We start from the raw sequence: 20,972 nt of genomic DNA, 5'->3' as shown, positions 1-20,972 counted from the left end.
GGGAAAAATGACGTTACGCAAGACGATGATGACCGATAAAATTGAAGAAGTAAAGCTTTTCAATGCTTTTCTAAATGATTTGAAAAAGGAGTGAATAGTAAAAATACGATTAAGAAACGCAAAATACATAACGTTTTTATAAAAGAGTCATTTGAATTACTACGAACATCCTTTAATAAAAAAAGAAACGACTATCAACAGAGAATGAACCAGACGAAAAAGTTTTTCTCTGATTGTTTGATAAAGGGGGGATAATTTGAGAACAAGAAGAAAACTGTTGAACAGTGCTTTGATCCTAGGTTTGACTTTAGGTAATCTCAATGACATAGTCGTTCAAGCAGTGACCGCATTCCATGAACTAGGTCCGATTCAAAGTAGACAGGCAAGAACGACTACTAATGAGAGGGAAAAAAAGAATGTGGAAAAAGTAAAAAAGAAACAAATGAAAAAGTGAAACAACCAGAGAAAGAGCAAAATGACTCGAAGGAAATAAATGAACTAAGCAAAGAGGAGTTAAAGAATTTAAGTAAAGAAGAGATAATAGAACGGAGTGATTCGTTAGATCAACTATTAAATCCCATCCACGCACTAGATTTACCTTCATGGATTCCGTATGTAAGTAACCTACGGGATAGGCAATTAGGGGACATGTTGACGGGGCATTTAAGAGCTGGGATCAGAAGCAACCTAGATCTAACACAAGATAATTTTAACATAGGTGATAAAGTTATTTTAAGAAATGTCACACCTATGTACTACCGAACACCGGGTTTTGGTTATAATGATTTTATTCGATATATCGTCGAAGATCTAAGCCCTTTGCTCCGAAATGATCATACTCAACGAGCAGTTTATACGGTGATTTCTGATCCAAAGAGTGGGAACTTGGCCAATGCAAGTCACACCTTCATTAAGCGCCTTACATAATACTCGAACAGACGGGGAAATGAATGTGGTCTTTACCCGTTTAAAAATAGCACTACCTCAAGAAGAAGAATTCGAAATCCGCAGATTCCCATTTTCTTACTGGGGACATTCCCAGGGAATAAATAATGGATGTTGGAGATTGGAGAGTAGCTCAACTAGTTTCATTGTCGATTTCTCTGGAACTGACATTGGCAGTATTCGCCTTACTCCAAAATCTGAGTCATTGATTCTGGAACATCAACAGGGTATTCCTGATCCAGAAAATTTTGTGGATGCCCACAATACGAGGGGAACGGTAGAGTATGAATGGGTAACGCAATCTGATACAAGTCAATTAGAGGTAAGTAAAGCATTGAAATTAGAGTTAGTGATCAAACCGTAGACCTGCTGTCACGCTTCCTATTGAAATCGAAATAAAACCATTGATTTCCACGACCAATCCTCAAGTTACGATGTGTCAAAATGATTCGAATCCTATGTCGCAAGAGCTATTTACGATCGCGGATGATGGCAGTTATCAACTTACGTGGATAAATACTATCAGTACCACTAATTTAGGCAATTCATTTGGCATGCGAGAGTGCGTATCCAAGATGGCAGAGAAGCAATAGAAAGTATGGATGTGACGATTGTTCCAGATGAAGGATTGCAGTTAGAATTGAGTCCTGCGAGTGTTCAAGGAAGATACTCAGTGGACGAACAAGGTGCAGAAGATAAACCAGGTGCTAGCGAAGAGGGTGCTGGAAGTGAAAGCTGTGAAAATGGAGAAAGTGGACAAGATGACAGAAGTGATCTTGAAGCAACAGGCAACTTACCACAAACAAATGCCACTCGAAACACACTTCTTTCAGTAATAGGAACTATGTTACTTGCCTTGGTTGGCGGTATTTTCTTCTGGAAAAAACGATCGACTGAAAAGTTGGAAAAAGAGTCCGATAAATAAAATTAAGACATTTTTTATCCACTTTTTTATTCATAGTAGAAAAAATAGTTTTTAGAGAAGAAAAAAGACCTCTAAAATTAAATATGGGAAACACTCAAAGGAAGGGAAACCCAAATTTGAGTGTTTTTTATTTGTTTGTGAGGTGAATAGAAATGTTGAAGATTTTGTCAAAAAAATTAAAAAGACAATTGAAGTTACTGGAATACTTATTTGAAGGTGATACCTATCGCTTTAACGACTTAGAAAATTTACTTGGTTGTTCAGCCAAAACGTTAAGAAATGACTTGCTTGATATTCATTCTTATGCCAACGATATCAAAATCCAAATGACTCGAGAAGAGGGAGTGAAAGCAACAATTCTACCTCATGTCACGGAAGATTATATCTATCAAGTGATCAAGCAAGAGTCGATTGAATATCGCTACTTGGAAGCTATTTTATTACATAAATTCAAGAATTATCTTGAATTAGCAGACTATTTATTTATTTCTGAAAGTACCTTGCGGCGAATCGTCGATAAAATCAATCCAATGTTACAGAGTTATGATCTGAAAGTACAAGCACTGATCAAACTTGTTGGAAACGATCAAGTCATTACTGAAATGACCGTTCAGTTCTTAATGGAAAAATATCATTATTTTGAAGATGCATTTCCTGCATCCTTTCGGTTGATGGTGACTCAACTTGCGCAGGATTTTGTTGAAGAAAACAACTTGCAACAAGCACTGATTAGTTTGGAACCGCAAGAAGAAAAAATATTTCATTTTTGGATTGCTGCTCGGATATTATTGCTACAAAATGATAATGGGGTAGTTTCGGTTAGTAAAAAACAAAAAAAATTCAAGTACGAAATACTATCAAATAAACGTTTGCGTCTACCAAAGAGCAACGAATTGATTAATGAACACTTGGCAAGTTTTATATTCGATCAAGCATTTATTTTTCAATTATTCGACAGAGGTTCTTTGAATCAAAAAAATCCAATTCTATTTGCAATTGATAGTTTTATCAAAGAAGTGGAAGAAAAATATGGAATTGTGTGCGAAGATAAAAAAAAGATCTTTCGTAAAGCAACTATTTTATTACAACAAAGCACGGTGCCTTTCTCTATAAGTTATCAAAAAAATTCTCTTTTTTTTAAAAATAGTCACTCAGAAATGAATAAAATCCAGCTTCGATTATGGAATAAGTTAAAACATTATGTACATACACATCATATCCTACTAAATGATTTCGAAGAATTTGCGACAACTATGTTTACAGAAATATTATTGTATTGGCCAGATTTAATAAAAAAATTCGAAGATAATAAGCAAGTTCGCGCGTTAGTCATCACCAACTCTACACTAAAATATGACGCCTATTTACTCAGTGAATTAGACCAACAATTGGGTAATCATTTTGAATTTGTTGCTAGAAATAATCAAACCTTGTCCCAAGATTTAATCAATTATGAAAATTTTGATTGTATTATTTCAAATATTACGATTGATAAAACCTATAATATCCCTATATTCGGTATATCCGTCTTTCCAAAAGCGAGAGAGATCCATAATCTGATCAACTTTTATCAAGAATTACTGGCTTGATTACGAATAAAAAAATGCAAGTCCTCCAAATCTTGAGATTATGGAGCTTGCATTTTTATAACACCAAAACTATTTAGATTTCTTGATCTTTTTCAAAGACAAGAAGGTCTCCTGGCTGACAACTCAAAACTTCACAGATTTTATCTAATGTGGTGAAGCGAATCGCTTTCGCTTTTCCAGTTTTTAAAATTGAAAGATTAGCCATGGTAATACCCACTTTTTCACTTAGTTCTGTTACTGACATTTTCCGCTTTGCTAACATTACGTCTAAATTAACAATGATCGCCATCTCACACCTCACACGGTCAATTCGTCATTTTTCTTCAAACGAATTGCTTCTTCCAATATTTTAATCAAGACATTCATTAATACTAACCCCGCAAAAGGTAAGAAAACCAGTGCAAAACCTAATAGCATCAATCCAGGCGCGTCATCCGCATCTGCCATTTGATAGAATTTTGGTAAAATACCAAAAGTACTGAGTGATAAGAAAATCATTACTTTTCGGATATAGCTAACTAAACGATGTGAATGATCAGAAAATGTTTGGTCTTTAGAGATGATTGTTAATAATTTAAAAATGATACCGCCAATAATGATACCTGATAGTAGAGTGGTGAAAATGACTAAACTCAATAGGGTGGTTTGCCAATCTAAGGGGGCATTTGATTCTTTGGTCAGTAACTGAGTACCCAACAACAGACCAAAGAGTCCGAAAACAACACATATTCCGATAGTCGTTGTTTTTAAAAAGCGTGAATGATTTTTCATTTATTTAACCTCCTAATAGAATGTATATATTGATATTCAACTATAATATATCGTTTTTCGATAAAAAAATAGTTGAACGATTGCCTTTTCCGAAGAAAAGGCAATCTAACGAAGCATTGGTGTTACTTAAAACCTCTAAAGAGGCGATTACTCTATATTAACTCTTTCTCATTTAAACAATGTATTCCCTAACCACTAATACATCCTTGTAACCCTTTAGTTACGCCAGTGGGATTAAATTTCATAAAAACAAATTAAGATGTCGTATAACATATGATTCGCAATATATCTATTATAGCACAACATACAATTGATGTAAATAGACTATTACTTCCAGAAAAAATCCTTGGCTGCACCGAAAAAATGAAAAGTTCTACGCAGTTTATTAATCAACATGTAATCCAAAAGACTAGTGAAATGTGCTACAATCTTTTTTGGTGAAAAGGATTAAAACGTTTTTGTTATCGAAAGGTACATAAAATGAAGAAATTAGTCTTTGTCTAAGAGAAATGGGTAATGAAGCAATTCTTTGTTGTTTTTGGTTTGTTGTGCACGTGAGGACTTACTTAAATTAGGGGGATATTTTGTGAATTTAGACACGCTGGAAAGCTTGTTGATTGTCATCGTTCAAACGGCTTGCATCTTTTGGGTGACTAGCTATTTGGAAACGCATTTAAAAAATCGGTATTACGTCATTTTGTCAATCATTGGAATCATTTGCTATATGGCACTTTATTTTTTGATGAATTTTTTTGCAACTGCAGTTTTATGGGCTAGTTTATGTGCCGTAACCTATTACTTCCGGAGAAATATTTATATTGCGCTATTTATCCCTTCTGTCACATTCTGTTTATATATTTTTTCCGATTATATCATCAATTTTAGTTATACGATTCTTCATTTGGTTCTAAACATAAGATTAACTGTGATTCTAGGAACCCTTCTTTTTTTCTTCTTTGCATATATTTTCAAAACATGGTTATTAGAAAAGTGCTACAAAGATCTCTTGACGATGAAAATCAGCGGAATCATCGCAACAGCGACGATTTGTGTCTATTTTTGTCTGGTGGTCATTGAAAGATTTCCAAATTTGCGAATTTATTTGATCGATGCACATGAGCTATTCATGATATTGTATGGGCTGTTGTCAGCGATCATTTGTTTTTCTTTTATTTTCATAAAAAGAACGGAATATGAAAATAGAGAGCAAAAACGTCAAATGAGTTACTTGATCGAATATAGTGAACAAGCTGAAAAAAATTATTTAGAGATTCTAAAATTTAAACACGATTACAAAAATATTCTAATTTCATTGGAAGAGTATATCGAAACTGAAGATTTAACAGGTCTAAAGGATTATTTTAGAAATAGTATCAAAGCGACAGGATCGATTTTTGACCAAGAAATTTTTAGGATGTCTTCGATTTCAAATATAAAAATCCGAGAAATCAAAAGTGTGATCATGAGTAAGTTATATATGGCACACCAGAAAGGAATCCATGTGAGCATTTCTGTGCCTGAAGTGGTCAATCATGTGGAAGTGTCTACGATGGTACTCGTAAGAATGCTGGGGATCATCTTGGACAATGCAATTGAAGCCTCAGAAGAAATTGAACATCCAGAAATTGAACTAGCAATCGTGGCAGACCATAAAGACTGTACATTTATGTTGATCAATAACTGTCCACATGATTTGCCTAAATTACATGATTTAAAGAAAGCAAGTTTTACGACAAAACCCGGTAATTCTGGGATAGGTTTGACAATTCTGGATGAGCTAGTCCAGTTGAATGCAAATGTATTTTTAGATACAAAGATCCAAGATGAAAAGTTTATACAAATCATAACTATATGTGAGGTAGAGGGGTAACTATGTTAAAAATTTTTATTTGTGATGATGAAGAGATCCATCGTAACCGCATCACCAATATTATTAAAAATTACGTGATGATGATGGACTATGATGTGGAGTTCCAACTAGCTGCAGATAACCCGTATGATATTTTATCCTACGTATCAACTAACAAAACAGAGGGTATCTATTTTTTAGATATCGATTTAAATTCAGATATCAATGGTGTGGAACTAGGAAAGCAGATCCGACAGTATGATCCAACAGCCAAAATCATTTTTGTTACGACTTATACCGATTTTGTCTATCTTACTTTTCTTTATAAGGTAGAGGCGTTGGATTATATAATCAAAGATAATGAAGAACAATTGCAACAAAAAATCAACAGTTGTATTGATATTGCGATCGAACGCTATATGAATACTGCGTTGTCGACCAGGGAACAGATCTGGTTAAAAAGAGGTGCCGTCGATGTAAAATTATATGTGGATGAAATTCTCTTTTTTAGTTCAAGTTCAACACCACATAAATTGATCGTACACTTGGACAATCGCATGATTGAGTATGCGGGGAAAATTAAAGAAATCGAAAAATTAAGTGATTCTTTGTGTCGCTGTCACCAATCGTTTGTCGTCAATTTGGCAAATATAGCAGAAATCAATAAAAAAGAGCGAAAAGTGATTATGACGAACGGGGAAGAATGTTTAGTATCTACCAGATACTTAAAAAAATTAGCTACTCGTTTTGAAAATGAGTTTTCGCCCAAAGCATAAACGCATCGTTTTTTGCACTTTTGACAAAAAAAGAAACACTTTTGATAAAATAATCCATAGATTTATAAAATAGGTATAATAAACTGCGAAGGAGCGTGAAAGATGACTGAAGAGTACATTTCAATAGAGGAAAAATTATCAAAGAAAATAAGTGGACATTTCGCTTCACAATTAGGACTTTCACCGATTGAACAAGCAAAGGTGGAATATGGGTTATCGATCCTATTTGTTGATCTGTTCAAGATGATCGTGATGTATGGTATTGCATTTCTCTTACATATTGTGGGAGCAGTATTCATCACACACCTTGTATTCATCTCAGTTCGTTTTACCACGAAAGGATTTCATGCAAGTAACAGTGCAGTTTGTACAATACTTAGTGTGCTTTTCTTGGTTGTTTTGCCATGGATCACCGCTTCGCTTGGTTTTGAATCGACTCGTCCTGTGTTTGTTCTCGGAATTCTATTTGTGGGTTTAGGAATATTCGTAAAAGAGCGGACGATCAATCAAGCAAAAGGACCTTTCCGATTAAGAAAAGCGGTTCTTATTATTTTGTTCATCACAACGATCGGCTTGCTTTTACCTAGTGACAGTATTCGTACATATCTTTTGTTAGGTCTAGCAATTGCTATATTGTTGATGTTTATTAAAAATAAAGGGGTAGAGTAAATATGTTAACAAGTCTAAAAACAAAGAAATTACAAATGATGCAGGTTATCTCAACAATGGCGATTGCTATCGCAACTTACGCAATGGGAACGATCGGTGCAGATTGCACATTCGTTATCTACGAACCCAAAATGCCTGAAGCATTAAAAAATGAAATGAATAAATAAAAATAAAAAAGCGATTTAGAAAAAATCTAAATCGCTTTTTATTTTTTTGATATTCATACCCATTCATTTCTTTCGATAATTTTGTAGTAAGAGAACGAATAAAAAGAAAAACAATGATTCCCACAGAGTAGTGGTCCAACTAAATTCTTTAGACACCCCAAAAAATAGATTACCAGCATTGGAAACAATCAAGTAAATAATCGTTATTATAAATGCATATATGGATTTTTTTAGCATATGACACCTCTTTCTAAGAGTAATAGTTTTACTAAATTGAATAACTATTATTCTAACATTTTTCTTTTACTTATTATAAAATATTTTAATGGTTTTTGAAAAGGGTATCATCCTTTATAATAAAACATTAAAACATTTGATTTGAAAGTGGGGAATGATCGTTTCTTGCTGCATTTTGTCATTTTTATTTTTTATTTTGTAATATAAATGAGCATTATCTTTGCAATTTTTAATCTTGAATACTATCCTTGTAGTATAGCCAGCAAGAAACAATAGAAGTTATATAATAATTGTTACTGTTATTTAAGATTTCTATTCAGGAGGGAGTACCAAAGTTATTTTGACCCTGCACTTTTTGGTAGCGCTTACTTTAGGTAGGTATTTCTATGGGTTCCTCAAGCGATATACTTGTTGGTCATGTGTTGAAAAATAAAAAATAAGATACTTAGGAGGTGGAAAATGAATAAGGGGGTAAAGATCATCGGTGTAATTGTAAGCATAATTTTACTTTCAGTACTTTTGATCATCGCTCTAGTTAATGCACCATATATCTTACCTGAACAATTGGAACGTTTTCGCTTTTTTACGATAACAAATTATTATATGCAACAATTTATTTTCTGGGTTGCAGTCGTTTTTGCAATTGTTGTCGTTCTCATCTTATTATTTGTTCTTTTCTATCCAAAATCGAAAGGAACATTCGTATTAAAGCACAAAGATGGAAAATTGACGTTGGATAAAAAAGCAATTGAAGGACTGACTCGTTCGTATCTACACGAAGAAGAGTTCATCCAATCACCAAAAGTCAAAGTACGATCAACAAAACAGAAAATCAATATTCATGTAAAAGGCGATCTAAAACGTACTTCTTCTCTGATTGGCAAAACAGAAATGTTGATGCAAGAAGTGAGAGATCAAGTTGCCAATGTCCTTGGTTCAGAACAAGAGATCAAAGTAGCTGTCAATTATAGTAGTTATCAAGAAGAAAAAGATCATGAAGACAACCAGCACTCACGAGTAGAATAGGAGGGCACACAAATGAAAGAATTTTTTTCACTATATAAGCTCCCTATTATCTTTGGGGGTCTTGGCTTACTATTAGCCGTTTTATGGTTAACAGTTGGATTTTTCAAAACTCTTTTAATATTGATCATGACCGCTATTGGTGTGGGTATTGGTTTTTATTTAAAAGAAACCAAATTGTTAGATGTATATTTCAAATCATAGGAGGAATTTAATATGGAAAACAAAGATTTCAAAAACGTGAACACTACTACAGGTACAAATCCAGTTGCTGATACTGCAGCAAAAGGTGAATTGACTTATGAAGACAAAGTCATTCAAAAAATCATTGGTTACGCATTGAAAGACGTTGACGGTTTGTTGACTCTTGATGGCGGATTTTTCTCAAATATTGCTGAAAAATTAGTCAATACAGATAACGTGACTGCTGGAATCAACGCAGAAGTTGGTAAAAAACAAGTTGCTGTTGATTTAGATGTAGTTGTTGAATATGGAAAAGATATCGAAAACATTTACGATCAAATCAAAGAATTGATCAGCACAGAAGTAAATGAAATGACTCATCTTGATGTGATCGAAGTTAACGTAAATGTTGTTGACATCAAAACACAAGCAGAATACGAAAAAGATCAAGAAACAGTACAAGATAAAGTAACTGATGCAGCAAAATCAACTGGTCAATTTGCTTCAAAACAAACTGACAAAGCAAAATCAGCTGTTGGCAAAGGTGCGCAAAAAGTAAAAGAAAACAATGAACCACGCGTACAATAAAATTAATTTTATAGAATTTTAGGAGGAAATAATCATGGGATTTATTTGGTCATTAATCGTTGGTGGTATTATCGGAGCAATTGCAGGAGCAATCACAAATAAAGGTTCTTCAATGGGAATCATTGCGAATGTGATCGCAGGTTTAGTTGGATCAGCTATTGGTCAAGCACTTTTAGGTACTTGGGGTCCAGTGATCGGTGGAATGGCAATCGTACCATCACTTATCGGAGCAATCATTTTAGTATTGATCGTTTCATTCTTTGCACGTAAGCTTTAAGCAAAGATCGCTTACTCAGATGTAATGATCTGATCAAGAAAGAGATCGACTAAACATTCTAACAGACCACAAAGAGTAGTTTTTATTCTAACTCTTTGTGGTCTGTTTGTTTGTACATATTTTCGAATATTCGTTGTTTGTCTTTTATCAATCGGTTAAGTCACTTGAATTCCGTATTTATCATAAAAATAATATGTAAATTACGATTTTTTTGATATTAAAAAAATAACAAAATGCTTATTCCATAGCAATCTTCGAGGTTTAACTGCTAGATAACTGTTATTTCTCGTATTGACGTTAAATATTGCTATAGATAAAGCATTTTTTCTTTGTTATCCTTTTATTGAAATATTATATGAAGAGTTTTTATAAGCATCATTTTATAACGTTGATTTCAATTTTTTACAATAAAACAAACATAAAAACTAGGAGTTAAGAATATTTTCAAGATATTTACAAATAATATATGTAATCTAAATATTCGAACGTTAAGATGAAGATGTGAAAGAAAACAACTGTCATAAAAAATATAAGGAAGAGCGGAGGGTCACTTATGATTGAGGTGATCGGATTACAGAAAACTTTTGATAATGGCTTTGAAGCATTGAAGCAAGTAGATTTTGCGATTGAAAGAGGAGAACTTGTTTGTCTTTTAGGCCCTAGTGGCTGTGGTAAATCAACGATGTTGAACCTCATCGCAGGACTATTACAACCGACAGATGGCGATATTCGTTTTAACGGGCAATCGGTCATAAAAACAGAACCTAAAGATCGTAATATTGGCTTTGTTTTTCAAAATTACGCGTTGTATCCACACATGACTGTCTTAGAAAACATCATGTTTCCTTTATTAGTTGGGGATAATAAAAAGAAAAAAGGCGAAGCAAAAGTGATTGCTGAAAAATATATGGATTTAACCAATATCAAAGAGTTGCAGAACAAGAAACCTGGGACTTTATCTGGTGGGCAACAACAACGAGTAGCCATCACGAGAGCCTTAGTACAAGAACCAGAAGTCTTATTATTGGATGAACCTTTAAGTAATCTCGATGCTCGACTACGCTTGAAGATCCGTGAAGAAATTCGCAGGTTAGTGAAAGAAGTGGGGATCACGACGATTTTTGTCACCCACGATCAAGAAGAAGCTCTATCGATCAGTGACAAAATCATCTTGTTGGAAGATGGCAAGATACAACAAGAAGATGACCCTCAAAATCTCTATTTAGAGCCAGAAAATTTATTCGTGGCGAAATTCATTGGTAATCCAATTATTAATTTTTTACCGATTGAAGTCATCGATGATCGGGTCAAACATGCGTCATTTGATTTACCACTTACTCATTTTATGGAAAAGCGTTTCAAAAAATCAATCACAAATGGTAAATATTACTTAGGCATGCGTCCTGAAGATATCTTTCCAAGCGATAATGGACCTTTGAAAGGGAAGATTCAAAGTGTTGAGTTGATCGGTCGTGAACGGATTTTACACTTTGAACTTGCAGGAGAGCGAGTAAAGTCGATTGTACGAGTGGAAAATGAGATTACTGAAGGAACTGAGGTTACGTTTAATTTGGCTTATCCTAAAGTGTTCTTATTCAGTCTTGATGGAGAGAGGATCTATTGATGGGAAAGAAGAATTATAACTCTGAAAATCAGCTAAAGGCTTGGTATTTTTTGCTTCCAGCATTACTTGCAATTTTCGTATTCAATATTTATCCGCTTTTTCGAGCTTTTTTTATGAGCTTTCAAAAAGGGACATTGATCAATCCTCGCTTTGCAGGAGTTGAGAATTATCAACGGTTGTTTAGTGATCCGGTATTTTTTCGCGCATTGAAAAATACTGCATTCTACAGTTTTACCGTCGTACCAATTGCTTTGATTCTTTCATTAGCAATTGCGTGGGTGATTTTTGAAAAAGTAAAGTATAAGTCATTTTTTGAAGCGATTTTTTTTATGCCCTATGTCACGAGTACAATAGCGATCGGTATTGTTTTTCGCTATTTTTTCAACGGATCTTACGGACTCATCAATTATTTACTCGAGTTTGTTGGGCTTCCCCGCGTGAATTGGTTAGATAGTGTGTCAATGAGTATGCCGACTTTGATCCTCTTTGGTATTTGGACAAGTCTAGCTTTCAATATCATCATATTATTAGCCGGATTCCGTAACATTGACAAAGAGCATTACAAGATCGCGAAAATGTTTGGCGCAAATGAATGGGAGATTTTTTTACAAATCACTTTGCCCCAACTGCTTCCTACATTGACGTTTCTCTTAACAGTCAATTTGATTGGCGCATTTAAAATCTACACGCAAGTTTATGCACTGTTTGGTGGTCAAGCTGGAATTGCAAAAAGTGCGATGACCGCAGTATTTTACATTTATGATAAGTTCCACGTTGCAGGTAGACCAGGTCTAGCTATGGCAGCAACACTTGTTTTATTCTTGCTTATTCTAAGTATTACTTTTTTCCAACAGTTGATTTTGAAGAAAGTGGGGAGACAAAGATGAAAAAAATCGTTACATTGCTCTCACTCTTATTTTTGACACTCCTAGGAATCATTACTGTTTTTCCATTTATCTATATGATACTCGGTGGATTGATGACGTATCGGGAAGCGACAAGTATTCCACCAACTGTTATACCTGATTCCTTTCAATGGGTGAATTATTTCGCGGTATTTGAAAAAGCGCCATTTATTCAATACTTCATCAACACGTCATTTGTATCGTTAGTAACCACATTGGCAACCATTATCACTTCACTGTTGGCAGCATTTGCTTTAGCAACTTTGGAATTTCGCTACAAGAAAGTAGTGATGGTAGGATTGATTTCTCTGTTGATGATTCCATACGAGTCGATCATATTTACGAATTATAATACAATCGCACGTTTAGGCTTGTTGAACTCTTATACTGCCTTGATTTTACCGTTTTTGACGAGTATTTTTTATATTTATTATTTGACTAATTACTTGAAAAGTATTTCACGTTCCTTTTATCAAGCAGCTAAGATCGATGGCGCATCTGATATGGAATATATAAAAAAGATCCTTGTTCCTATGTCTAAGCCAGCGCTGGTCACAGTAGGAATTTTGACTTTCATTTCGAGTTGGAACTCCTTTTTATGGCCGTTATTGGTCACAAATGACAAAAGGTTTCGATTATTGAACAATGGCTTATCTGCATTTACGAGCGAAAGTGGCAGTGATGTCCACTTACAATTAGCAGCAGCCACCTTAACGGTATTACCAATTGTGCTTATTTACTTTATTTTTAGAAAAGAAATCATCCGAGGAGTGGCAAAAAATGGGATCAAAGGCTAATCAAAAAACAAGTATTACCTTTCATAGTGGGCTCATGACGATCGGTGGAACAGTCATTGAAGTTGCTTACGGGGACGATAGAATTTTTTTTGACTTTGGGACAGAATATCATCCTGAGATCAACTTACCAAATGAAGAGCTACCAACTTTACTAGATGTAGGATTTATTCCAGCAATTGATATTTATGATCCTCGATTGACCACACAAAAGCAAGAGACTAAGTTTAAAAATACTGCAGTATTTTTATCGCATGTTCACTTGGATCATACAAAAATGATCAATTATCTTGATCCAAAAATCCCCTTATATACATTAGAGCCGACCAAAGATTTATTGGAAAGCTTAAATCGTAACGGGACATTCTTGTTGCCTTCCCCTTATATAGAAGGAAATACACGAATGATCAAAACGATTGCGCCTGATCAAGATATTCACATTGGCGAAATAACGATACGTTTGTTTCCTGTGGATCATGATGCATATGGGGCAGCAGCCTTTCTTATCGAAACACCAACTGCTTTGATTGCTTATTCAGGTGACCTTCGTCTTCATGGATTTGACCGACATTTGACAGAAGAGTTTTGTGAAGCGGCACAGAAGGTCGATGTATTGATGCTGGAAGGAGTGAGCATTAGTTTCCCAGAGAAAGAAAAGAAACATGTGACATCACTAGATAGCGAAAGAGGACTGACGGAGCAACTGGTGAAGTTGATCCAAGAAAACGAGAATCGTCAATTGACCTTCAATTTTTATCCAGCGAACATCAAACGCTGGGAAGCTTTGATCGATGCCTCCCCACGACAAGTAGTTGTGGAAGCAGAAATGGCTTTACTCTTACAAAAAGTCGCAAAACGAGAAGTCCCTTATTACTACGCTGAGAAGAAAGAGCGGATCGATACATTAGATCCACAACTTGAGTATTCTTACGATACTTTATTAGCAGATTCGACAGATTATTTTTGGTAATTTGTTGGTAAGGTTGACTCATTACAAAAAGGAGGTCTGTATATACACAGTGATGCCCAACCATTAGGCGAGTTTGATCCCCAGTACGCGATTTTTAGAGCATCTTTTGAAAAGCAACAAGTGGAGTTTAAGCAGTTATCATTATCAGGTCATGCAAAACCTGCGGATCTAGCAGAAATCATCGATCGGATAAAACCAGCTATGTTGGTCCCAATCCATACGTTAAAACCTGAGAGTATGCATAATCCATATGGAAGCAGAGTATTAGTACAAAGAGGCGAAACCATTCAACTATAATTGGAGGAAAATGAAAAATGAAATGGACAACTATTAGTAAGTTTTTGGTAGCATCAGCAGCTGTAATGACTTTAGGCGCCTGTGGGAACACTGGCTCGAACGCATCTTCGTCAAGTGAAGAAATTGTCACTGATTTAACAAAAGACACGACGATCACCTTTTGGCATGCAATGAACGGTGCGCAAGAAACAGCGTTACAAAAGATGACTGATGATTTTGTTAAAGCAAACCCAACTATCAAAGTCGAATTACAAAACCAAGCCCAATATTCTGATCTACAAGCAAAGATCAACTCCACTCTTCCGTCACCAGGAGATCTACCAACTATTACTCAAGCTTATCCTGGTTGGTTATACGATGCTGCACAAGACGAGATGCTCGTTGATCTCCAACCATTGATCGAAAATGACACGATTGGTTGGCAAGACCAAGAAGCGATTCGTACCTCTTTGCTGGATGGCGCCAAGATCAATGATGTCCAGTACGGTATTCCTTTTAATAAATCGACTGAAATGCTCTTTTATAACAAAGATATGTTGGAAAAATATGATGTCGCTGTACCAACGACATTCGCTGAACTCAAAGAAGCATCCCAAAAGATTTATGAAGCAACGGATGGCGAAGTTGTAGGTGCCGGCTTTGATTCTTTGAACAACTATTATACGATCGGTATGGAAAACAAAGGGGTTGAATTTAACAAAGAGTTAGATTTGACCAGTGACAAATCAAAAGAATTGATCAACTATTACGCGGAGGGTGTCAAAGATGGATACTTCCGGATTGCGGGATCAGACAACTATTTATCAGGGCCTTTTGCCAATCAAAAAGTAGCTATGTTTATCGGATCGATTGCAGGGGAAGGATATGTGAAGAAAGATACGGAAGGTGTATTTACGTATGATGTTGCTCCACGCCCTGAAAAAATCAATTTACAACAAGGAACGGATCTCTACATGTTCAGTAGTGCCACACCAGAAGAACGGACAGCAGCGTTTTTATATATGAAATTCTTATCAGAGCCAGAAAACCAATTGTATTGGGCAACCATGACTGGCTATATGCCAACGATCGAATCAGTATTAGAAAGTGATGACTACAAAAATTCATCGGAAACAAAAGTCCCACGACAGTTAGAAGAGGCAACGAAAGAATTGTTCTCGATTCCAGTCGTGGAGAATAGTGACAATGCGTTCAACGAAATACGTACGATCATGGAGAATATATTAGCTAACACAAATCAAGATACAGATCAATTGATCACAGATTCAGTACCGCAGTTAGAAGATGCTTGGAACCAATAAAAACGACTGAGAGGGTGAAATAATGGAAGTGACGATCCTTGCAACAAGTGACATGCACGGCTACGTTCTGCCGACGAATTATGCCAGTGACCTAGAACAACCTTTTGGTGTGGCGAAGGTAGCTGGAAAACTGAAGGAATTAAGACAAGCAGCAAGCGGTCCGGTATTCATGATTGAGAACGGTGACTTTATCCAAGGTTCGCCACTTAGTTATTTTGTTGCAAAACAACCGGAGTATTCTGTCTCGACGTTAACAAAGCTTCTAAACGGCATGAACTATGATGTAGGTGTGTTAGGTAATCATGAATTTAATTATGGCTGGAACTATTTGAATGAAGCAATCCAATCCTATGATTTCCCAATAGTCGTAGCCAATATGTTAAGGAAGAATCAACAGGAATCGGTTTTACCTCCGTATCAGATCATTGAGAAACAAGGGATCAAAGTGGCGGTCTTGGGACTAGTGACCCAGTATATCCCAAACTGGGAAAATCCTGAAACAATCAAGGATCTTCACTTTGTGTCGGCTGTGGAAACGGCCAAAAAGTACGTGCCACTATTACGTGAGTTAGCAGATTTAGTCGTCGTTGGATACCATGGTGGTTTTGAAAAAGATCTAACAACAAACGAGCCGACTGAAGCAATGACTGGTGAAAACGAAGGAAGTCAATTATTACAAGAAGTACCTGGGATCGATGCGTTAGTCACAGGGCATCAACATCGTGAAATTGCTGAAGTCGTCAATGGTGTACCAGTGATCCAACCAGGATATCGTGGGGCTTTTGTAGGAGCAATCAAACTAACTGTCAAAAAGCAAGATAATAAGTTTATCGTCTTAGACCACTCGTGTCAACTTTATCCGACGAACGAGGCATCTGCAGATCCTAGTGTTCTTGAACAAGTTGGACTAGTCTCAAAAGCATTAGATGTGTGGCTAGACCAACCAGTGGGAGAAGTGCTGGGCGATCTACGGATTATTGATCCAATGGCAGCTAGAGTCAATGAGCATCCATATATTGAATTGATCAATCGAATACAGATGGATGCGACTGGAGCAGAGATTTCAGGAACAGCCTTATTCAATAATGAAGTGACTGGTTTGCCACAATCTGTCAGTATGCGTCATATTCTTACGAATTATATTTACCCGAATACTCTGGCTGTTGTACGTGTGACGGGACAAGAACTGAAAGCAGCACTCGAACAAACGGCTGGTTACTTAATGGCAACCGATGAAGGAATTACGTTTGATCCGAAGTATATCCAGCCCAAACCTCAATATTATAACTATGATATGTATGAAGGTATCAATTACACAATTGATTTAAATCACCCCATCGGGCATCGTGTAACGCGCTTTGAAAAAGAAGGGGAACCGATTCCCTTAGATAAACCACTAGAAGTGGTGATCAATCAATATCGAGCAGTTGGTGGTGGAAATTATAAGATGTTTTCAGCGGAGAAGATCGTAAAAGAATATCCAATCGATATGACCGAATTGATTGCCGACTATTTCAAACGAAAAAAAGTGATAGATGCAAAAGTGAATCATAATTTCAACGTGATCGGCAAATAAAAATAGGATGAAAAAACTCCCTCAAATGCGTGTACACCGCATTTGAGGGAGTTTTTTCAGCGTTTATATTTATATTTATATTATGATTGAGATAGTTGTGCCAATAGCTCAGTATATCCCAGTTCTCTTGCGTAATCTTCCGCAGTTTTCCCTTGATTGTCACGTAACGTTTTGTCTGCGCCATGATTCAACAGTTCTTGAACGATTTGTTGATAGATTTCAGAACCATCACGTAAAGCAACTGCTTCAATCAACGCGGTATAACCATAATTATTTTGATGGTCGATGTCCACACGTGCGTCGGTTAACAGGAGTTTCACATTGTCTAAATGGCCCTTTTCAGCTGCTGGAATCAAGGCATTACCGCCAAAACGATTGACGATTGCTTGATTTGGTTCACGCTGTTCCAACATATAAGATAGGATCTCTGTTTTTCCTTGTGCTCCAGCGTAAAGGTAAGGGCTGTCTTGAATCGCATCTTGGATATCGATTGACGCACCATGATCGATCAGAAGTTTGGCGATCTCGACAAAATCATGATGTGTGGCAATTAGTAAAGGTGTTTCGCCTTTGTCATTTTGTTCATCGATTGAATACTCTGTTTGTAAAATATCCTCAACTTTCTTTCGATCGTTGTCTTCGACTGCGGCTAATAAACTGCCAGATGGGTAACTCACAAGCGATTCCTCCGTTTCTTCGATTAAATGATCGGTTTGTTCAGTGGTTATTTGTTCGACAGTAGAACTAGTGCTTTTCGTTTGATCAGGAACAGTCATCTGCTGTGGCTCTTCACAACCCGTTAATGAAAACAATAAAACGGCAAAGGGCACGATCAGCCAAGCTTTCATAAATACTCCCCCTTTGTATCATCATATGATGAAGCAATCGATACCGCAAATGAATGAACTTACACTAGCAAAAGAGTAAGGGGTTAGTTGTTATTATAGTTAGAGTTATAGTTTTTTTTCATAAATAAGAAATAACGAAATTTTAATAGTTGAAAATTTGCTGATTTATAATAAAAAATCAAGAATATAGACGATCAATATTTTTTTCAATTATTCCAATACTAAAATACATCCATAAAATCTTGTTTAAAGAACGTTTTGTACGGTGATTCAACATTTTTTTGTAATTTATTATTACCTTGCTTGCGGTAATAACTGGTTAGATTTAAACATATTTGTCTGTTATTCTTAGTTTAAGATAACAAAAACAAATACATAATATGAAATTTTTGAAAAAAGTTGAAGTTATCTATATTAATCGTTAATTACGGAGGGAAACATGAAAAAATAAATTTTAGGAACCATTTTATGCTCAACTATTTTATTTGGAGCAAGTCTAGCAATTGGTGGGAATGAAGCATCTGCACACGGATATGTACAGTCTCCTATCAGTCGTGGGTACCAAGGACATTTAGACAGAGACACAAACTGGAATGTTGCTTTCCAAAAATATGGAGCGGTTATCAACGAACCTCAATCTTTAGAAGCCTTAAAAGGATACCCACAAGCTGGACCAGCTGATGGACAAATTGCATCAGCAGGTGGTTCACTTGGTGATTTCAATCTTGATCAACAAACTTCATCACTTTGGACAAAACAATCGATCGATCAAGGAGCAAACTTATTTACATGGCGCTATACTGTTGGACATGCAACAACAAAATGGCATTATTACATGACAAAAGCAGATTGGAATCCAAACGATAAATTAGAACGTTCTGATTTTGAATTGATTGGTACGATCAACCATAATGGCACACCAGCAACAACGACATCACACGCAATCAACGTACCAAGTGATCGTTTAGGTTACCATGTGATTTTAGCTGTTTGGGATGTAGCGGATACAGCTAATGCATTCTACAACGTGATTGATGTTGATGTGAAAGGTGATTCAGCTATTCCTGTGAAACCACAAGCACCACAAAATGTACGTGCTGCAAATGTGACTGCTTCTTCTGTAGAATTAGCATGGAATGGCCAAGCCAATACTGTATCATACAACGTTTACCGTGACGGTGAATTAGTTGGTAATACAAATGATCCAGAATTTAAAGATGCAGGACTAAATGAAGAAACAACATACAACTATGAGATCGAAGCAGTTAGCCAAACTGGATTGACATCTGACAAAACAGCGATTTCAGTGACAACTAGAGCGACAACTGCTGAAGAAAAACCAACTGCTCCTAAAAACTTACATTCAATGGGCGAAACGACTTCAAGCGTGTCATTGATGTGGGGAGCTTCAACCCATACACAAGGTATCAAACAATATGATATCTATCGCAATGGTCAGTTAGCGGCTTCAACGCCATCTACTAGCTACACAGATGAAAACTTGGCTTCTGGCACAACATACTCATACGTGGTACGTGCAATCAGTACAACAGACGAAGTTTCAGATGCAAGTAACACTTTATCAGTGACAACGAAACAAGATGAAACAATCGAAGGAATCCGTGAATGGAAAGTAGGTTCAATGGCTTCACCAGTACGTTATTCTATGAATGAAGAAGTAAGACACAATGGAAGAGTCTACATCACTATTGTTCCACATTTCAACTTTGGTGATGTTACTTAGGCACCTGACCAAGCACCAACATTATTCCGATTGAAATAATCAATTTGACACTCAGCGCATGAAACTGCGCTGGGTGTTTTTTTGTGAATAAAGGTTGCAATAAGAACGTTTAGTTGACAATGAAGGAGATTGTCCGATACCATGACTATCATCAGGAATGATCATTCAACCAGAAAGTAGGAAAGCAAATGTTCAAACGAGTACCTTCAGAGTTAACAGAAAGAGAAAATTATAAACTGTTGATTGGCTCAGTTATCCCTCGCCCAGTGGCAGTGGTTGCGACAAGGTCTTCAAAAGGAGTGACCAATGTAGCACCATTTAGTTATTTCAATATCGTCAGTTCCAATCCGCCGATACTTTCTTTAGCTATCCAAAGAAAAAATGGGGAGTGGAAAGATACAGCAAAGCATCTTATCGATACAAAAGAAGCGGTGATCCATGTTCTTGACGAAAGAATACTTGTAGATGCGAATCAGACAGCTGCTAGCTTATCAAGCGAAGAAAGTGAATTGTCGTTGACCTCTTTCACTACTTCCGAATCCGATACGATCAGCGTCCCAAGAATCAATGAAGCAAGTATTGCCTTTGAAACGACACTATACCAACATGTGCCGATCAAAAAAGGCCAAGAAACAACCGCTGATTTATTTTTACTGCAAATTTCTACTTATCAAATAAGTGAAGCTGTTTATGATGAACAAACAGGCTATATCGATCCGAAACAGTTACAACCAATCAGCCGCTTAGCAGGAAACGACTACGGTAAATTAGGTGAGATCATTCGCTTGTTACGTCCGGAGTAAATATCCGGCTGATAACGCAGTTTTTTCTAGTGTAAAAATGATTTAAGAATCAAACGTTAGCTCTACATTTATTAAATAAAGTTTAATTTAGTTATTTTATTCTTTTTTTTA

23 protein-coding genes and 1 pseudogene are annotated in these 20,972 nt (G+C 36.1%); 21 read left to right on the top strand and 3 right to left on the bottom strand.

The window, feature by feature from the left end; genetic code table 11:
• Window positions 1-256 precede the first annotated feature (256 nt).
• The 5 genes from IGK01_RS07235 (at window position 257) to IGK01_RS07215 (ending at window position 3,459) form a co-directional block, all read left to right on the top strand.
• Window positions 257-454 carry a hypothetical protein gene (locus IGK01_RS07235; protein ID WP_224434747.1) on the top strand — a complete coding sequence of 66 codons (198 nt, stop codon included), beginning with the start codon at window positions 257-259 and terminating at the stop codon, window positions 452-454.
• The gene (locus IGK01_RS07230) at window positions 451-927 is read left to right on the top strand and encodes a hypothetical protein (RefSeq protein WP_224434746.1); all 477 of its coding nucleotides are present in this window, start codon (window positions 451-453) and stop codon (window positions 925-927) included. Before IGK01_RS07235 ends, IGK01_RS07230 begins: the two co-directional genes overlap by 4 nt.
• Complete coding sequence (locus tag IGK01_RS07225) at window positions 893-1,309, top strand: hypothetical protein (RefSeq protein ID WP_010735373.1); 417 nt, start codon at window positions 893-895, stop codon at window positions 1,307-1,309. The genes IGK01_RS07230 and IGK01_RS07225 overlap by 35 nt, the downstream gene beginning before the upstream one ends.
• 198 nt (window positions 1,310-1,507) lie before the next feature.
• Window positions 1,508-1,870 (top strand): LPXTG cell wall anchor domain-containing protein, encoded by a 363-nt coding sequence (locus tag IGK01_RS07220; RefSeq protein ID WP_010735374.1) that lies wholly within the window; start codon window positions 1,508-1,510, stop codon window positions 1,868-1,870.
• Window positions 1,871-2,022: 152 nt separating this feature from the next.
• Entirely contained in the window at window positions 2,023-3,459 is a 1,437-nt protein-coding gene (locus IGK01_RS07215) for a helix-turn-helix domain-containing protein (RefSeq protein ID WP_096081557.1), read from the top strand.
• Between the two features lie 73 nt (window positions 3,460-3,532).
• Here IGK01_RS07215 and IGK01_RS07210 read toward each other — a convergent pair whose 3' ends face one another.
• Entirely contained in the window at window positions 3,533-3,748 is a 216-nt protein-coding gene (locus IGK01_RS07210; protein ID WP_409173367.1) for a helix-turn-helix domain-containing protein, read from the bottom strand.
• Between the two features lie 8 nt (window positions 3,749-3,756).
• Window positions 3,757-4,230: a DUF2975 domain-containing protein gene (locus IGK01_RS07205; RefSeq protein ID WP_010735377.1), complete on the bottom strand. Its 474-nt coding sequence runs from the start codon at window positions 4,228-4,230 to the stop codon at window positions 3,757-3,759.
• Between the two features lie 586 nt (window positions 4,231-4,816).
• On the opposite strand from IGK01_RS07205, the gene IGK01_RS07200 reads away from it, so the two are divergent.
• The 14 genes and pseudogenes from IGK01_RS07200 to IGK01_RS07135 all read left to right on the top strand — a co-directional run bounded on the left by IGK01_RS07200 (window position 4,817) and on the right by IGK01_RS07135 (window position 17,466).
• Window positions 4,817-6,100 carry a GHKL domain-containing protein gene (locus tag IGK01_RS07200; protein WP_438748087.1) on the top strand — a complete coding sequence of 428 codons (1,284 nt, stop codon included), beginning with the start codon at window positions 4,817-4,819 and terminating at the stop codon, window positions 6,098-6,100.
• 2 nt (window positions 6,101-6,102) lie between these two features.
• Window positions 6,103-6,855: a LytR/AlgR family response regulator transcription factor gene (locus IGK01_RS07195; RefSeq protein WP_438840619.1), complete on the top strand. Its 753-nt coding sequence runs from the start codon at window positions 6,103-6,105 to the stop codon at window positions 6,853-6,855.
• Between the two features lie 102 nt (window positions 6,856-6,957).
• Window positions 6,958-7,524 (top strand): accessory gene regulator B family protein, encoded by a 567-nt coding sequence (locus IGK01_RS07190; RefSeq protein WP_137072478.1) that lies wholly within the window; start codon window positions 6,958-6,960, stop codon window positions 7,522-7,524.
• A gap of 2 nt (window positions 7,525-7,526) precedes the next feature.
• Window positions 7,527-7,691, top strand: a complete 165-nt coding sequence (locus IGK01_RS07185) for a cyclic lactone autoinducer peptide (RefSeq protein ID WP_010735382.1) — start codon at window positions 7,527-7,529, stop codon at window positions 7,689-7,691.
• A 696-nt stretch (window positions 7,692-8,387) separates the two neighbouring features.
• On the top strand, window positions 8,388-8,954 hold the full coding sequence (amaP, locus tag IGK01_RS07180) for an alkaline shock response membrane anchor protein AmaP (RefSeq protein ID WP_023519722.1): 567 nt from the start codon (window positions 8,388-8,390) through the stop codon (window positions 8,952-8,954).
• A gap of 12 nt (window positions 8,955-8,966) precedes the next feature.
• Entirely contained in the window at window positions 8,967-9,155 is a 189-nt protein-coding gene (locus tag IGK01_RS07175; RefSeq protein ID WP_438840618.1) for a DUF2273 domain-containing protein, read from the top strand.
• Window positions 9,156-9,167: 12 nt separating this feature from the next.
• Window positions 9,168-9,722, top strand: coding sequence for an Asp23/Gls24 family envelope stress response protein (locus IGK01_RS07170; protein WP_019724584.1), 555 nt, complete (start codon window positions 9,168-9,170; stop codon window positions 9,720-9,722).
• A gap of 34 nt (window positions 9,723-9,756) precedes the next feature.
• A complete protein-coding gene (locus tag IGK01_RS07165; protein ID WP_010735387.1) occupies window positions 9,757-9,999 on the top strand; it encodes a GlsB/YeaQ/YmgE family stress response membrane protein in 243 nt (80 codons plus the stop codon).
• 553 nt (window positions 10,000-10,552) lie between these two features.
• Complete coding sequence (locus IGK01_RS07160; RefSeq protein WP_062805200.1) at window positions 10,553-11,623, top strand: ABC transporter ATP-binding protein; 1,071 nt, start codon at window positions 10,553-10,555, stop codon at window positions 11,621-11,623.
• The gene (locus tag IGK01_RS07155) at window positions 11,623-12,510 is read left to right on the top strand and encodes a carbohydrate ABC transporter permease (protein WP_041684204.1); all 888 of its coding nucleotides are present in this window, start codon (window positions 11,623-11,625) and stop codon (window positions 12,508-12,510) included. The genes IGK01_RS07160 and IGK01_RS07155 overlap by 1 nt, the downstream gene beginning before the upstream one ends.
• Complete coding sequence (locus tag IGK01_RS07150) at window positions 12,507-13,325, top strand: carbohydrate ABC transporter permease (protein WP_010735390.1); 819 nt, start codon at window positions 12,507-12,509, stop codon at window positions 13,323-13,325. Before IGK01_RS07155 ends, IGK01_RS07150 begins: the two co-directional genes overlap by 4 nt.
• Window positions 13,309-14,589: pseudogene (locus tag IGK01_RS07145) on the top strand (MBL fold metallo-hydrolase). The gene IGK01_RS07150 and the pseudogene IGK01_RS07145 overlap by 17 nt, the downstream one beginning before the upstream one ends.
• A gap of 17 nt (window positions 14,590-14,606) precedes the next feature.
• On the top strand, window positions 14,607-15,890 hold the full coding sequence (locus IGK01_RS07140; RefSeq protein WP_438840617.1) for an extracellular solute-binding protein: 1,284 nt from the start codon (window positions 14,607-14,609) through the stop codon (window positions 15,888-15,890).
• 22 nt (window positions 15,891-15,912) lie between these two features.
• Window positions 15,913-17,466: a bifunctional metallophosphatase/5'-nucleotidase gene (locus IGK01_RS07135; RefSeq protein ID WP_409173363.1), complete on the top strand. Its 1,554-nt coding sequence runs from the start codon at window positions 15,913-15,915 to the stop codon at window positions 17,464-17,466.
• Window positions 17,467-17,546: 80 nt separating this feature from the next.
• Here the strand turns inward: IGK01_RS07135 and IGK01_RS07130 are convergent, their stop codons facing one another.
• The gene (locus IGK01_RS07130; RefSeq protein ID WP_010735394.1) at window positions 17,547-18,314 is read right to left on the bottom strand and encodes an ankyrin repeat domain-containing protein; all 768 of its coding nucleotides are present in this window, start codon (window positions 18,312-18,314) and stop codon (window positions 17,547-17,549) included.
• Window positions 18,315-18,765: 451 nt separating this feature from the next.
• Here IGK01_RS07130 and IGK01_RS07125 point away from each other — a divergent pair, with 451 nt between their 5' ends.
• Together IGK01_RS07125 and IGK01_RS07120 are read left to right on the top strand one after the other, a co-directional pair.
• Window positions 18,766-20,058 (top strand): lytic polysaccharide monooxygenase, encoded by a 1,293-nt coding sequence (locus tag IGK01_RS07125; RefSeq protein WP_438840837.1) that lies wholly within the window; start codon window positions 18,766-18,768, stop codon window positions 20,056-20,058.
• Between the two features lie 188 nt (window positions 20,059-20,246).
• A complete protein-coding gene (locus IGK01_RS07120) occupies window positions 20,247-20,861 on the top strand; it encodes a flavin reductase family protein (protein WP_010735396.1) in 615 nt (204 codons plus the stop codon).
• The last annotated feature ends 111 nt before the right edge of the window (window positions 20,862-20,972 follow it).

This window comes from Enterococcus sp. AZ080, from assembly GCF_051714945.1.
GTDB classification, from domain to species: Bacteria; Bacillota; Bacilli; order Lactobacillales; family Enterococcaceae; genus Enterococcus_B; species Enterococcus_B pernyi.
Note: the sequence above shows the minus strand (reverse complement) of the source record. Positions and strands in the feature narration are given on the sequence as shown.

Coding starts and splice junctions, on each gene's coding strand:
- IGK01_RS07225 (WP_010735373.1), top strand. CDS start 893: ATGCAAGTCACACCTTCATTAAGCGCCTTACATAATACTCGAACAGAC.
- IGK01_RS07215 (WP_096081557.1), top strand. CDS start 2,023: ATGTTGAAGATTTTGTCAAAAAAATTAAAAAGACAATTGAAGTTACTG.
- IGK01_RS07210 (WP_409173367.1), bottom strand. CDS start 3,748: ATGGCGATCATTGTTAATTTAGACGTAATGTTAGCAAAGCGGAAAATG.
- IGK01_RS07205 (WP_010735377.1), bottom strand. CDS start 4,230: ATGAAAAATCATTCACGCTTTTTAAAAACAACGACTATCGGAATATGT.
- IGK01_RS07195 (WP_438840619.1), top strand. CDS start 6,103: ATGTTAAAAATTTTTATTTGTGATGATGAAGAGATCCATCGTAACCGC.
- IGK01_RS07190 (WP_137072478.1), top strand. CDS start 6,958: ATGACTGAAGAGTACATTTCAATAGAGGAAAAATTATCAAAGAAAATA.
- IGK01_RS07185 (WP_010735382.1), top strand. CDS start 7,527: ATGTTAACAAGTCTAAAAACAAAGAAATTACAAATGATGCAGGTTATC.
- amaP (WP_023519722.1), top strand. CDS start 8,388: ATGAATAAGGGGGTAAAGATCATCGGTGTAATTGTAAGCATAATTTTA.
- IGK01_RS07175 (WP_438840618.1), top strand. CDS start 8,967: ATGAAAGAATTTTTTTCACTATATAAGCTCCCTATTATCTTTGGGGGT.
- IGK01_RS07170 (WP_019724584.1), top strand. CDS start 9,168: ATGGAAAACAAAGATTTCAAAAACGTGAACACTACTACAGGTACAAAT.
- IGK01_RS07165 (WP_010735387.1), top strand. CDS start 9,757: ATGGGATTTATTTGGTCATTAATCGTTGGTGGTATTATCGGAGCAATT.
- IGK01_RS07160 (WP_062805200.1), top strand. CDS start 10,553: ATGATTGAGGTGATCGGATTACAGAAAACTTTTGATAATGGCTTTGAA.
- IGK01_RS07155 (WP_041684204.1), top strand. CDS start 11,623: ATGGGAAAGAAGAATTATAACTCTGAAAATCAGCTAAAGGCTTGGTAT.
- IGK01_RS07150 (WP_010735390.1), top strand. CDS start 12,507: ATGAAAAAAATCGTTACATTGCTCTCACTCTTATTTTTGACACTCCTA.
- IGK01_RS07140 (WP_438840617.1), top strand. CDS start 14,607: ATGAAATGGACAACTATTAGTAAGTTTTTGGTAGCATCAGCAGCTGTA.
- IGK01_RS07135 (WP_409173363.1), top strand. CDS start 15,913: ATGGAAGTGACGATCCTTGCAACAAGTGACATGCACGGCTACGTTCTG.
- IGK01_RS07130 (WP_010735394.1), bottom strand. CDS start 18,314: ATGAAAGCTTGGCTGATCGTGCCCTTTGCCGTTTTATTGTTTTCATTA.
- IGK01_RS07120 (WP_010735396.1), top strand. CDS start 20,247: ATGTTCAAACGAGTACCTTCAGAGTTAACAGAAAGAGAAAATTATAAA.